We start from the raw sequence: 13717 nt of genomic DNA on the forward strand, positions 1-13717 counted from the left end.
CGCTGCTTCTGCAACCTGTGCCAAGCCTGATCTTCGTGGACGACGGAGGGTTCGTGGAGTATGTTACTGTAATATACGGTCTGGCAGTGATGTGACTCAACGGGGGATTGGGGCAGACATGCAGACGTGGATACCAGCAGAGGGGTCTCCAGCACCCATTTCTTTGAGGCCGGCGCCTCGAGCCGACGACATCAGGGAGCAACTGGAACGTGTCGTCTCCAGCCCTGAATTTCCAGGTGTCGGTCGCGCCGCAGCGTTTCTCCGCTATGTCGTCTCGGAAACCCTTGAGGATCGGGGCAACCGGATCAAAGCCTATTCGATTGCGATCGAGGTATTCGGCCGAGATGCCGGCTTCACCCAGGACGATCCGGTGGTCAGGATCGAGGCCGGACGGCTGCGGCGGTCGCTTGAGCGCTACTATCTCGTCGCCGGGCAACATGATCCGGTCAGGATCGACATTCCCAAAGGCGGATATATCCCAACCTTCACCTGGTCATGTCCGGCGTCAGTCGACATTGGACACGAAGAAGCGGGCGAAACATCGCGCTCTGAGGTCCGCTCCCGACGCTGGTGGCACGCAAGGCGGATCTTGTTGCCGGGTGTTGCCCTCGCTGCAGTGGCTATTTCGCTCTATTGGATCGGAACGCGGCCTCCCGCTCCCTCGCTCGAACGCGCCACAAGCCTGTCACCGGATCGTCCGGCCCTCGTGGTGGCCCCCTTTACCAATCTCGGCGAAGGGCCGGAGGCGCAGCTCTACACGGCCGGCCTGACCGAGGAACTGATGACCATCCTGCCACGGTTCAAGGAGATCAAGGTCTTCGGCCGCGAAACGTCCAAATCCCTCCCCGCGGATGTGGGCGCATCCGAGATCCGGGCCGAATTCGGCGCACGCTATCTCCTTGCCGGCGGCGTACGTATTTCGGGCAAGCGTCTTCGTGTGACGGCCAGGTTGCTCGACACGTCGGACGGCGAGATCCTCTGGTCGGAGAACTATGACAATGATCTCGCATCAGAGGACCTGTTTGCGATCCAGACGGATGTCGCCAGAAAGGTCGCGACCGCCATCGCCCAACCCTACGGGGTCATGGCACAGGTCGACTCCGCCAGTCCGCCGCCGGACGATCTCGGTGCATATGAGTGCACTTTGCGCTTCTATGCCTATCGTTCGGAACTGAGCGCCGAAGCGCATGCGCGCGTCCGGGATTGCCTCGAGGCCGCGCTCGCGCGGTTTCCGAACTACGCGACCGCTTGGGCAATGCTGTCAATCGTCTATCTCGATGAGGACCGCTACAAGTTCAATCCGACGCCAGGCCAGGATGCAGCCATACAGCGTGCCCTCGATGCCGCCAGGCGCGCAACGCAGATCGATCCGAACAATACGCGCGGACTTCAAGCGCTGATGACGGCGCTGTTCTTCGACAGGCAGCTCGCTGAATCACTTCGTGTTGGCGAGCAGGCGCTCGCCACCAACCCCAACGACACCGAACTGATGGGCGAGTTCGGAACCAGGCTTGCGATCGCCGGCCAGTGGCAGCGTGGAGCGGCCCTCCTGGACCAGGCCATCGCTCTTAATCCGGGCAGCGGCGGCTTCTACCACGGAACGCGAGCTCTGGCCGCCTACATGCTCCACGACAACCACACCGCCGTGCTGGAGATCCGGCAGGCGAACATGCAGAAATTCCCTCTCTTCCATGTTGTCGCCGCCATCATCTACGCGGAGGCTGGCATGATGGACGACGCCCGCCGGGAAGGACAGGTGTTCGTCAGCATGCGACCTGACTTCCTGCCGAACCTTGTAACGGAACTCGCAATGCGCAACATGCAGCCTGAAGATCGCGACCGTCTGATCGAAGGACTTCGCAAGGCGGGGATGACGGTGCCCGATCCCGATGCAATCGCGTCGACCGCCGTGACCTCGGATCTGCAACCCCGCTGATACTGTCTCGCCGACCGTAACATACCCGATCATACGGGTAAGCTAGCTGATCTTCGCATAGTCTCGCCCGGTGCCGACTTCGACCGCCGCGGCGTGCGGCGTCGAGGCCTGCCCGAACTTGACAGGGCGATGAGGAACAGCAGTGAGCACAAAGTGTCGCAATGGCCGAATTCGACCAAGCCCTTCCCCAGGTCTGCAATGGATCTCGGCTCTCCTGCTGCTCTGCGCATTAGCCGGATGTGGCGGCCACGCAAAGAACGTGCTCATCCCCGTTGCCGATAGCGCGCCCAATTCCACCAAGGTCGACATGCTCGTGGCCACGACGCGCAGCCGCTCGACGATACAAGGCGAGATGTTCACGGGCGAACGCGCACTCGCCCCGGCTTTTGCCGACATCACAGTGTCCATTCCCCCAGCGAACGTCCGCAAGGTCGGCGAAGTCGCCTGGCCGCGAAGGCTTCCATCCAACCCGGCAACCGACTTCGCAACCTTGAAAGCCGACGAGATCACGCGCGACGACGCCAAGAAATGGCTGAGCGCCTCGGTCAGGAAGAGCCGCGACCGCAGCGTGCTGGTGTTCATCCACGGCTTCAACAACCGCTTCGAAGACTCCGTCTATCGCTTCGCCCAGATCGTCAAGGATTCCGGCGTCCATAGCGCGCCCGTGCTGGTGACATGGCCGTCGCGCGGCAGTCTGCTTGCATATGGATATGACAGGGAGAGCACGAACTACACGCGTAACGCATTGGAGACGCTCTTCCAGTATCTCGCCAAGGATCCAGAGGTGAAGGAAGTCTCGATCCTTGCGCATTCCATGGGGAACTGGCTGGCGCTGGAAGCCCTTCGCCAGATGGCGATCCGCAACGGCCGCCTTCCCTCAAAGTTCGAGAATGTGATGCTGGCCTCGCCCGACGTGGATGTCGATGTCTTCCGCCAGCAGATCGTCGACATGGGCAAGCAGCACCCAAAGTTCACTCTGTTCGTTTCGCGAGACGACCGCGCGCTCGCAGTATCCCGCAGGGTATGGGGTGACGTCGCCAGACTCGGCGCCATCGATCCCGAGCAGGCACCCTTCAAGAAGGAACTGGCCGACAGCCAGATCACGGTGATCGACCTCACCAAGGTTAAGGCGGGCGACAGGCTGAACCACGGAAAGTTCGCGGAATCGCCCGAAGTCGTTCAACTGATCGGGGCGCGGATTTCCGACGGCCAGACACTAACCGACAGCAAGGTCGGGCTCGGGGATAAGATCCTCGCCGCGACGACGAGCACGGCGGCGGCGGCGGGCAGCGCAGCCGGCCTGATCCTTGCCGCCCCTGTCGCCGTCGTCGATGCCGACACCAGAGATAATTACGCCGGCCAGGTGAGTGGCCTCACGGGTCCTGTGGGTACACAGCCGCGAGCGCCCGACTGCACTGCCGCAGGCCGATCGAAGGAGTCGTGCAGGCCGTGACGGTTCAGAAACCGGCAAACTGACGTTCTTAGAGATCAGGATAGACAATGCCACTACTTTCCAAGATCCGTATGTTTAAACCGCTTTTCACCGGGGCCGCCCTGGCTTCCGTTCTCCTTTGCGCCTCGATTGCCGTGGCGCAGAGCGTGACGCCTGCGACCCCACAGCCAGAAAGTGTCCAGCGCTTTATCGGGATGTTCTCGGATCCCGATGTCCAGCGCTTCCTGCAGCAGCAGTCGGAAGCAGCCAAGGCCGTGGCGGAACCACCCTTGGAAACCCCGAACGCCGACCCTTCATTCTCGGAATTCGCAATGCGATTCCGTGCCCACGCCTCCAATCTTCTCGGCGCCATCCAGTCCTTTCCCCTGGAGACGATGCGAGGCGGGGCGGTGCTCGAACGGGACATCCAGGCGAACGGCGGGACACGGCCGATCTTCCTGGTCGCTGCCTTCGTCGCCGTCGGGCTGGCCGCGCAATGGCTATTCTGGTGGATCAGCGCCGGCTGGCGCTCATGGATGGCGCGCGCGCCCTTTGCCACGGTTCGCGAGAGGGTGGTCGCGCTGGCCGCGAGGCTTCTATGGGCGGCATGTTACGTCCTTTCCTTCGGGCTCGGCAGCATCGGCTTCTTCCTGCTGTTCCAATGGCCGCCTGTTATCAGGGAGATCGTCGTCGGCTATCTCTTCGCGATCGTTGTCTTCCGTCTGGCAAGCGCATTTTTCGACGTGCTTCTGGCGCCACGGGCGGAGGAAGAGGGCCGGTTCCGTGTCGTCCCGATCACTAGGGATGCCGCCGGCCACTGGGCGAAACGCCTGAGTTATCTCGTCGGCTGGTATGCCTTTGGCTGGGTGACCATCCGCCTGCTCGGCACCCTCGGCTTTTCCGTTCCGGCCCGGCAACTCGTCGCCTATTCCCTCGGCCTCGTGCTCCTCGTCATCGGCATCGAAGCCGTTTGGAGACGTCCGTCCCGATTGTCTGCCGGCCAAGCCAGCCGGATCGGCCTGCGGGCGCGGAACTGGCTCTGGACGGTCTACTTCGTCGCCGTCTGGCTGCTGTGGGTGGTCGGAGCCATGAAGCTGTTCTGGATCGCGGTAGTCTGTGCCGCCCTGCCCGGCGCCATCGCCCTCACCAAGGCGTCGGTCAACAATATTCTGCGCTCTTCCGCGGACGAAGACGACGGGCACAAGAAAGGCACCGTCGTCTCGGTGATCGTCGAGCGTGGTATCAGGGCAGCGCTGATCGTCGGCGCGATCGTTCTGCTTGCGGACGCCCTGGACGTCAGGCTGACGCAGATGACGATGCAGGATTCGCCGATTCTGCGCCTTGTTCGCGGCCTCCTCAGTGCCGGGATCATTCTCCTGGTTGTCGATCTCGCCTGGAGCGTCGTGAAAGTGCTGATCGATCGCAAGCTGGGCGACACCGAGGCCGTCCTTGAAGTCGGCAGCGAACGGGAGCGGCGGCGCACGCGTCTTAGAACCCTGCTGCCGATCCTTCGCAATTTCCTGATGATCCTCTTCGTCGCCATCGCGATCATGATGGCGCTGTCGTCGCTCGGCGTGGAAATCGGCCCGTTGATCGCAGGTGCCGGCGTGGTCGGCGTCGCCATCGGTTTCGGGGCACAGACCGTGGTCAAGGACGTGATCAGCGGGATGTTCTACCTGCTCGACGACGCCTTCCGGGTTGGCGAGTATATCCAGAGCGGCAGCTACAAGGGCACCGTCGAATCGTTCAGCTTGCGATCCATCAAGCTCCGGCACCAGCGCGGTGCGGTCTACATCGTCCCCTTCAGCGAGCTCGGAGCAGTCCAGAATATGAGCCGCGACTGGGCGATCGAGAAGATGACGATCACCATTACCTACGATTCCGACATCGAGAAGGCCCGCAAGATCATCAAGAAGATCGGCCTGGAGCTGTTCGAGGATCCGGAATTCAAACCGACGACGCTCGAGCCGCTGAAGATGCAGGGGATCGACAGCCTGGGCGACTCCGGTCTGCTCTTGCGGATGAAGGTCATGACGCTTCCGGGCCAGCAGTTCACGCTGAAGCGGCGAGCCCTGCGAATGATCCACGAGGCGTTCAACGAAAATGGCATCAAGCTCGCCGTGCCCACAGTCCAGGTCTCAGGCGGGAAGGACGACGCTGTTGCAGCCGCTGCCCAGCAGACGCTCGCAGCGCAGAGTGCGGCGACAGCCGCGAACCCGGCCTGAGAGCGGCACGCTTCAGGCCATGAAACAAGACACGAAAGCAATGGGAGGAAATGAAATGAAGTTCCTGATCAACCTATCGCATGTGCTTGCGACACTTGCCGTGCTGATGATGGTCTGCGCGCCCGTCCTCGTTCCGGCGACGGCCGAAGCCGCACGCCGCGGCGTGGCGGCATGCGGCCCTAGGGGCTGCGGTGCTGCGGCCTGCGGGCCGCGCGGATGCGCCGCAGTTGGACGCGCCCGTCCGGCATACCGTCCTGCCGTTCGGCCGCCCGTGCGGCGCGGCGTCGTGGTCGTCGCCCCTCGCCGCTACTGGCGTCCGGGTACTGCTATTGCCGCGGGTGCTGCCATCGGCTTCGTCGCCGGAGCTGCTGCCGTTTCATTGGCAGGTACGCCGCCGCAGTCTGGTCAATGCTGGTACTACACCTCGCCCGCCAAGACGACGGGCTTCTGGGACGTATGCCCGCGCTGAACGACTCGCAGAAAGACTGGCGAGTCTGTTTGGTTCACTTCTTCACCACCCTCCCCAAAGTGGGGAGGCCTCGATTTTCGCGTCACAAATTCTAGAGGGTACGTTCAATGGATTTCACAGTCATCGATGCCGCACTCGTCGGAAAACTTCTGCTGCTGCTTCTGATCGGCCTCGGGCCGAAGATCGCCCTGGTGCCGTTTCTGGAAAAGACCCACGCCTTCGATACCGAAACCAAGGCGCGCATCGGCCGCCAGATGGTTATGATAGCCGTCGTCACGGCCCTGATCCTTTTCGCCACCGGCGCTCTGCTGATGCGGCTTCTCCACATCACGGGTGGCGCGGTCGCCGTCGCCGGCGGCATCATCCTCGCGCTGATCGCCATCAAGATGGCATCAGGACCGACAGAGAAGCCGCATGACGACATTGCGGCTCCGGTCGATCCAGACAAGCTGGCCGTATTTCCGCTTGCCGTCCCTTACCTGCTCAATCCTGTCGGCATCACGGTCGTCATCATCGCCTCCGGTGAAGTCGTCTCGATCGCCAGCGCGATACTCGTCATCGGCCTGATCCTGATCGTCGGCGCGTTGGACTATCTGGTGTTCACCAACATCGACAAGCTAGCCAAGCGTATGAAGCCAGTCACCATGATCGTCTCGGAGGTCGTTTTCGGCATTCTACTGACCGCAGTCGCAGTCCAGCTGATCGTCGCCGGGCTTGGAAATCTTGGCATCATCACCCCGACTGCCGCGCATTAGATGCGGATGATTTTGGCCCGTGTCGGCCTAAAATCTGAACCCGGATTTAAATCAAGGAAATAGAGCCGAAAGCCGCTCGGTTTTCGGCACCATGCTCAGCTGCGGATTTGCTATCCCCTGCGTGGAATGTCCGGGGATTAAAGTCGGTGACAGACTGCAATGTTGTCGCCGCCGGCTGGCGAGCGTACGGCGATCATTCAATATCTCTGATGTTATCCATAAGTTCTATTCGTTTGAATGATGAGTTTATGAGGCCCATATTGTGATCATCGACATGGACGAACCTCCCATTAACGACCATGCCCCTGACCCAAGAAAGGAACCGGAAAATGACCACGCTCACCTATCGCGGTGGTGGTAAGTCCCTCACCTCCGGCCACGGCCGCTTTGATCTGGCACATTATGCCCGCAAGCTCACCCTCGCCTGGACACGCTGGCAGACGGCTCGCGAAATCGAAGCCATGCCCTTCGACATCCGCAAGGACATCGGCTGGCCGAGCACGGACGACAGCAAACACCGGACCATGTAATGAATGCGACATTCCACTCAAGATAAGGGCGGCGTTAGCGTTGTGCAACGCCGCCTTTTTCGTGGCCTGATCGTCCATTCCCAAGCCCTTTTCAGTCTTGAATTTCAGTCGCCTATCAGCCCGTCATCCGCCCTGTCCGCAGCCATTCCGGCAGTTTGACCGGCCAAATCGTGGCCGATGTCGCATATTTGCTCTTCCCGGCCGCATTTTTCCATGCCAGTGTCGCTTTCAGGACATCGGCGCGACGCATTCCGCGCAACGAATGTGTCATCGCCCCTCGAGCATGGATTTCGCTATGAACAGGATGCAGATCAAGAAGCGTTCGGTAGTCTTCTTTATGGTACCGCAATTCACCATGCTGCCCTTTTCGGCGGCCGTGGACACCTTGCGCATCGCCAATCGCATGCTCGGCTATCAGGCCTATACCTGGCGGCTGACCTCTGTCGATGGAGAAAAGGTCTATTCTTCCTGCGGCATCGGCGTCGAGGCAAATTCCTCGCTTGCCGAGGAGCGCCGTCATCTCGGCGGCGAAAACCGGCCGGGCATGGTGCTCGTCTGTTCCGGCATCGATGTCGAGCAGTTCAACAACAAGTCGGTCAATGCCTGGCTGCGTGAATGCTACAATCGCGGCGTCGCCGTCGGCAGCCTCTGTACGGGCGCGCATGTGCTTGCCCAGGCCGGCCTCCTGAACGGCAAGCGCTGCGCCATCCACTGGGAAAACCTGCCGGGCTTTTCGGAAGCCTTCCCGCAGGCGGAAGTCTATGCAGATCTCTACGAGATCGACGGCAATCTCTACACCTGCGCCGGCGGCACCGCCTCGCTCGACATGATGCTGAACCTCGTCGGCGAGGACTTTGGCGAAAGCCTTGTTAACCGCATCTGCGAGCAGCACCTGACCGACCGCGTGCGCAACCCGCACGACCGCCAGCGTCTGCCGCTGCGCGCCCGTCTCGGTGTGCAGAATGCCAAGGTGCTGTCGATCATCGAGCTGATGGAAGGCAATCTCGCCGAGCCGCTCTCGCTGATCGAGATCGCCGACGGCGCCGGCCTCTCGCGCCGCCAGATCGAACGGCTGTTCCGCCAGGAGATGGGCCGTTCGCCTGCCCGCTACTATCTGGAAATCCGCCTCGACCGCGCGCGCCACCTTCTGGTGCAGTCGTCGATGCCCGTCGTCGAGGTCGCCGTCGCCTGCGGCTTCGTCTCGGCCTCGCACTTCTCCAAGTGTTATCGCGAACTCTACCATCGCTCACCGCAGCAGGAGCGCGCCGAGCGCAAGATGACCATGGCGACCGCTCGCCAGGCCGTCGCCGCCTGAGACGATAAGAAGGCGGTCGCCGCCTGAGACAATAAAAAGGCCGTCGCTGCTTGAGACGATAAGACGACCGTTGCCGCCTGAGGTATTGGAAATGCCAGTTGCCGCCTGATGTGAAAGGCGGCGGCTTGGCTCCGCCCTTCGGATGGCGCTATTGCGCAGCCTCTTCCGTCATCCTGGCGTCGGAATAGACCTGGTTGCGGCCCCTGTGTTTGGCCATGTAGAGAAACTGGTCGGCGGCGTTGAGGTAATTCTCGAAAGTCTCGTAACCGCCGATCTCGGCGATGCCGATCGAAATCGTGACGCCGAGCTCCTCGTCGTCGGCCGTTACCTTCAGCCGCGAAATGTCCGAGCGGATCTCGTCGCAGAGCTTGGTCGCGGCAGCGGAATCCATCTGCGGGAAAAGGATGGCGAATTCCTCGCCCCCGAGGCGCGACAGAAGATTGTCGCTGCCCTCGAAAATCGTAAACAGCCTGTTTGCGACAGCCTTCAGCACCTTGTCGCCGATCTCGTGGCCATAGGTGTCGTTCAGCCGCTTGAAATGGTCGATATCGAGAATGGCGACGGAGCTCGGTACCTTCAGCCGCAGGCACTCGTTCACCAGCTTCGGGCCGTTGTCGTAGAAATAGCGGCGGTTATAGAGGCCGGTCAGGTAGTCACAGGCCGCCGCCGCCCTCAGCTGCCGCATCTGCGCCAGCGTTTCGGCATTGTTGGCGATGCGGCATTGCAGCTCCTCGGCAACGAAAGGTCGGTAAACAAAATCGCTGGCGCCGGCCTTGAGGAAACTCGCCGAAAGCATGCGGTCGTTGGAGGAGGAAACGCCGATAACACGCAGCCTGTCCGAGCCGAAACGATGGCGGATGCGCCGCGTCAGCTCGTAGCCGCTCATATCGGGCATGTGGTGATCGGTGACGACGAGTTCGATATCGCTGTAGGCCTCGAGCGCCGCCAGCGCCTCGAGCCCCGAATTTGCCTCGACGACAAGATATTGCTGTGCCTTGAGCAGGTCGACGAGCACCTGGCGCGCCGAGACGACATCGTCGACGACCAGCACCCGTGTCTTGCGGTTGGAGATCGCCCGTCGGACAGTCGCGACCAGATTGTCGAGCGCGAATTCATTGTCCTTCAGCACGTAATCGATGACATTGCGCTCCATGATCTTGTTGCGCGTGTTGAGATCGAATGTCGCGGTGAAGACGATCGCCGGGATATCGTGCTCGATCGTGCAGTCGAGCGCTTCACCATAGGGCGAATCCGGCAGGTTGAGATCGACGACGGCCATGGTGTAGCCGTGACCGTCCTCGGCAAGTTCCTTGCGAAGAGCCTTCAGCGACGGGCAGGATTTGACGGCAAGGCCGAGCTCCGTCTGGAACCGATGACAGAGCACGGCGGAAAACATCCGGGAATCTTCAACCAGAAGTATCTTGAGCCCGCCGGAGCGCAGCCCGATACCATCCCGCTGGAAATCCGCTTGAAAAGCCACAGCTCCTACTCCCCGATGCGTCCGTTGGGCTCGACTCGGCCCTCTCCCCGGCGGGGACGATAACCGAGAGGCCTGTGCGCGTGAAGGGGATAAATAACGGCGACATTACCTGTAATTGCAGAAATTCGACGACTGTCCCCGACCGTGATATCCGGCCCCCTGGCGATACTGATACGGGAAGAGCCGTCAGGCAACCGCCCGCTCCTTGCGCATCGATTGAATCTGCAGCAGCGTATCGAGGTTCTGGTTGACGCGGCAATAGAACTCCTCGTCGATGAAGGGACGCAGCATGAAATCATTGCCGCCGGCCTTCAGGAATCGCGCCGAAAGCAGCCGGTTCGAGGAGGAGGAAACACCGATGATGCGCAGCTCGTGCGAGCCGATATTGGAGCGGATGCGCCGCGTCAGCTCGAAGCCGTCTATGTCGGGCATGTTGTAGTCGGTGATCATCAGGCCGATATCGCGGTTGGCCTTCAGGATCTCCAGCGCCTTGCCGCCGTTCTCGGCAACGCTCACGCGGAAATTGTAGCGCTTCAGCCGGCTCGACAGCAGGGCGCGCGCCGTCGCACTATCATCGACGATCAGCACGTGATGGCGATGATTGGTGAGGAAGCGGCAGATCGATTCCGCCAGCAGGTCGACGGCGAAGATATTGTCCTTGAGGATATAGTCGACGATATCCTTGGCCATCAGCTTGTCGCGCATGCTTTCATGGAAGGTACCGGTAAAGACGATTGTGGGTATGGAGAGATCGACCAGATATTCGAGCGCTTCGCCGTTTTCGGCGCCGGGCAGATTGATGTTCGAGATCGCCAGCGTGATCGGATCGGAAGACTTGTCGTAGGAAACCTGCAGATCCTCGAAGCTACGGCAAATCTCGACATCGATATCGAACAGCTCCTTGAGGCGTTTGCTGATCATCGAGGTGAATACGTTGGAATCTTCTGCGACAATAATACGCGCACCAGCAAACATTTCCCCGGAATATTGCATCCCCGAAATACCTAGAAACGCCATAGCAAACCTTTGATGTAAAATCTGTCCCCGGATCAAACTGATACATCAATTGATTTGAATAATTATTAATCGGCGCGCCCAGTTCTAAACGAAGAGGCGGCCCGATGAGGCCGACTCCGACTTCTTTGCGGATATGATTAAGAAATCAGGCGCGAAGCGCCGCATTCTCGGCATCGAACGGGCTTTCGCCGACAGCCATCGCATTATAGGTCGACCCGAGGATTTTGATCTTCAGCTTCGTGCCTTCCCTGACATAGTCCGGCCGCGGCATCGCAAGCGCCAGCGCTTGACGCGACCACGTCGGATTTAGACGATTTCCCGTGGGCCGGTCCGGGTGGCACTGCTCAGCCGAAGCGATTATAAACGAGCCATCGACCCGATCCGCCGACAGGTTCGCCCCATGATCCAATTCGACCCGGTGATCGAATGGCTTCTCGACTCCGATCCGTCGATCCGGTGGCAGGTGATGCGCGACCTGCTCGATGCCCCGGAGCGGGAATGGATGGTCGAGCGGGCCAAAGTCGAGACGGAGGGCTGGGGCGCCAGGCTGCTCTCCTGCCGGGATGAGGACGGGCAATGGGCGGGCGGCGCCTTCTTGCCCGCCGGTTTCGACGCCGGCGAGTGGAAGGAGCGCGGCCAACCGTGGACGGCCACGACCTTCTCGCTGTCGCAATTGAGGGAATTCGGTCTCGATCCCGCCTGCGCGTGCGCCAGGCGCACCGTCAAATTGATCGGCGCCAACGCCCGTTGGGAAGAAGGCGGCCAGCCCTACTGGGAAGGCGAAGTCGAGGAATGCATCAACGGCCGCACCATTGCCGATGGCGCCTATTTCGGGATCGACGTGTCGCCCATCGTCGACAGGTTGGCCGGCGAGCGTCTCGACGACGGCGGCTGGAACTGCGAGCGGATCGATGGCTCTGTCCGCTCATCTTTCGCCAGCACCATCAACGTGCTGGAAGGCTTGCTGGAATACGAGAGATCGACCGGCGGCACGCATCGGTCTCGAGAAGCGCGCAGGACGGGCGAGGAGTTTCTGCTGACCCGCAACCTCTTTCGCCGTCTCGGCACCGGCGAGCCGGCCGACGAGCGCTTCCTGCACTTCCTGCACCCGAACCGCTGGCGCTACGACATTCTGCGCGCGCTCGACTATTTCCGCTCCAGCGCCATCCTGACCGGCACCAATCCCGATCCGCGCCTCGGCGAGGCGATCGAGCACCTGCGTTCCAGACGCCTGCAGGACGGCAGCTGGCCGCTCGACGGGAGCCCTGCAGGTCGGGTGTGGTTCGAAGTCGATGACGGGCAAGACAAGCCGTCGCGCTGGGTGACGCTCCGGGCGATGCGGGTGCTCAGATGGTGGGATGCCCAGCCCTCAATCAACGCCTGACGGCAGATCCAGCGCGCGCAGGAAATGCGCCTCGATCGCCCGCAGCAATTCGGCGCGATCGGATGGTGCCTCACCGATGCCGGGCTGATTGACCACGCCGTGCAGGGCATTGAACAGAAACACCGCCGTGAAGCCTGGGTCACTGACCGACCAGGCATTCTCGCCAGCGCCAGCGGCAAGCAATTCGTTCAGATGGTCGATCAGGATGTTGCGCGAAAGCCCTTCCCGCGTCGCGGGAGGTGCAGCCACGAAGGCAAGATGATGCAGCCCTGCCGCGTCGAGATAACCTGTGGCGCATGCCGTCGACCAGGCGGCAAGCTTCCCGTGCCAATCCTCTTGCCGCCGTCCTTCGACCGCCGTGACGATGCCATCCAGCACGCCCTGCACGAAACGGGCGCGCAGCGCCTGGAGAACATCGGCCTTCGAGGAGAAGTGCAGGTAAAACGTTCCCTTGGCGACCCCCGCCCCCGTCGTGATCTCCTCGATCGTGGTCTGCTCCAGGCCCCTTTCCAGAAACAGCCGCTCGGCCGATGTCATCAGCTCGTCGCGTCGCTCTTCGGGGGGCTTGGTTCTCGGTTTTGAAACATTGGCCGGCATCGGCAGGACTGGTCCACTCTCACTGACGACGCGCGGGATCGGTTCTGTGCAGGTAGCCGGTAAACACGTCGCGCATTGCGGTGCTCTCGATATCAGGCAGCAGGCGACCGACTTCACCGCGATGATAACCGGCATGCGTCACCACATGGGCCAGCATCTCCTCGCGGGACATGCGTCCGCGTCCGCGATCGGTGAAGGTGAAGTCGACGAACTCCTCCATTTCCGGAAGGGTTATACGCGAGGTGTAATCGATATACCAACGGTCCGTTTCCCGGATATCGGCCGACAGCTGCGCCAAGGGCGGCGCTTCGCTGCTCCAGCTCGCCGCGTAGGAATGATCCAGTCGTTGAAGATTGGCGATGAAGATACGATCAACGAGATGGGCGTGATTGAGCACACGAAGGGCTGAGCGAAAGTCGTCGGATCGCACCTCAGCCCCGAGCGCGTTCAAGGCATCGAGAAGCTCGTCGTCAACGCTGGCTTTGTACTGGAACAGAGAGTTCAACAGGGTCTGTGCGCTCATTGCGATCTCCGGGCGTAAACAGGTGGCGCCGGCATCAAGCCAGCATCCTCAATT

General features: G+C 61.3%; 13 protein-coding genes. 8 read left to right on the forward strand and 5 right to left on the reverse strand.

Annotation, left to right across the window (positions count from 1 at the left end; all coding sequences use genetic code 11):
• Nucleotides 1-118: 118 nt before the first annotated feature.
• The 7 genes from CUJ84_RS12585 to CUJ84_RS12615 all read left to right on the forward strand — a co-directional run bounded on the left by CUJ84_RS12585 (nt 119) and on the right by CUJ84_RS12615 (nt 8662).
• A complete protein-coding gene (locus CUJ84_RS12585) occupies nt 119-1936 on the forward strand; it encodes an adenylate cyclase (protein ID WP_105006448.1) in 1818 nt (605 codons plus the stop codon).
• A gap of 142 nt (nt 1937-2078) precedes the next feature.
• Nucleotides 2079-3389 (forward strand): alpha/beta hydrolase, encoded by a 1311-nt coding sequence (locus CUJ84_RS12590; RefSeq protein WP_105006449.1) that lies wholly within the window; start codon nt 2079-2081, stop codon nt 3387-3389.
• Nucleotides 3390-3436: 47 nt separating this feature from the next.
• Nucleotides 3437-5593, forward strand: a complete 2157-nt coding sequence (locus tag CUJ84_RS12595) for a mechanosensitive ion channel family protein (RefSeq protein ID WP_105006450.1) — start codon at nt 3437-3439, stop codon at nt 5591-5593.
• 55 nt (nt 5594-5648) lie between these two features.
• A complete protein-coding gene (locus CUJ84_RS12600) occupies nt 5649-6062 on the forward strand; it encodes a hypothetical protein (protein ID WP_027684270.1) in 414 nt (137 codons plus the stop codon).
• Nucleotides 6063-6169: 107 nt separating this feature from the next.
• The gene (locus CUJ84_RS12605; RefSeq protein WP_105006451.1) at nt 6170-6817 is read left to right on the forward strand and encodes a MarC family protein; all 648 of its coding nucleotides are present in this window, start codon (nt 6170-6172) and stop codon (nt 6815-6817) included.
• A 329-nt stretch (nt 6818-7146) separates the two neighbouring features.
• The gene (locus CUJ84_RS12610; protein ID WP_027684136.1) at nt 7147-7347 is read left to right on the forward strand and encodes a hypothetical protein; all 201 of its coding nucleotides are present in this window, start codon (nt 7147-7149) and stop codon (nt 7345-7347) included.
• Between the two features lie 295 nt (nt 7348-7642).
• Complete coding sequence (locus CUJ84_RS12615; protein WP_003540607.1) at nt 7643-8662, forward strand: GlxA family transcriptional regulator; 1020 nt, start codon at nt 7643-7645, stop codon at nt 8660-8662.
• Nucleotides 8663-8810: 148 nt separating this feature from the next.
• Here the strand turns inward: CUJ84_RS12615 and CUJ84_RS12620 are convergent, their stop codons facing one another.
• The 3 genes from CUJ84_RS12620 to CUJ84_RS39180 form a co-directional block, all read right to left on the reverse strand.
• Complete coding sequence (locus CUJ84_RS12620) at nt 8811-10142, reverse strand: diguanylate cyclase (RefSeq protein WP_047620983.1); 1332 nt, start codon at nt 10140-10142, stop codon at nt 8811-8813.
• 186 nt (nt 10143-10328) lie between these two features.
• On the reverse strand, nt 10329-11159 hold the full coding sequence (locus CUJ84_RS12625) for a response regulator (protein WP_105006452.1): 831 nt from the start codon (nt 11157-11159) through the stop codon (nt 10329-10331).
• 145 nt (nt 11160-11304) lie between these two features.
• Entirely contained in the window at nt 11305-11430 is a 126-nt protein-coding gene (locus CUJ84_RS39180; protein WP_281069929.1) for a hypothetical protein, read from the reverse strand.
• Nucleotides 11431-11559: 129 nt separating this feature from the next.
• On the opposite strand from CUJ84_RS39180, the gene CUJ84_RS12635 reads away from it, so the two are divergent.
• Nucleotides 11560-12543 carry a squalene cyclase gene (locus CUJ84_RS12635; RefSeq protein ID WP_105006454.1) on the forward strand — a complete coding sequence of 328 codons (984 nt, stop codon included), beginning with the start codon at nt 11560-11562 and terminating at the stop codon, nt 12541-12543.
• On the opposite strand, the gene CUJ84_RS12640 is transcribed toward CUJ84_RS12635, so the two are convergent.
• Together CUJ84_RS12640 and CUJ84_RS12645 are read right to left on the reverse strand one after the other, a co-directional pair.
• Complete coding sequence (locus tag CUJ84_RS12640) at nt 12529-13140, reverse strand: TetR/AcrR family transcriptional regulator (RefSeq protein WP_105006455.1); 612 nt, start codon at nt 13138-13140, stop codon at nt 12529-12531. The two genes, CUJ84_RS12635 and CUJ84_RS12640, sit on opposite strands and share 15 nt — an antisense overlap.
• A gap of 19 nt (nt 13141-13159) precedes the next feature.
• Nucleotides 13160-13663 (reverse strand): DinB family protein, encoded by a 504-nt coding sequence (locus CUJ84_RS12645; RefSeq protein WP_105006456.1) that lies wholly within the window; start codon nt 13661-13663, stop codon nt 13160-13162.
• Nucleotides 13664-13717 lie beyond the last annotated feature (54 nt).

The sequence above is a fragment of the Rhizobium leguminosarum genome (assembly GCF_002953715.1).
GTDB classification, from domain to species: domain Bacteria; phylum Pseudomonadota; class Alphaproteobacteria; order Rhizobiales; family Rhizobiaceae; genus Rhizobium; species Rhizobium leguminosarum_V.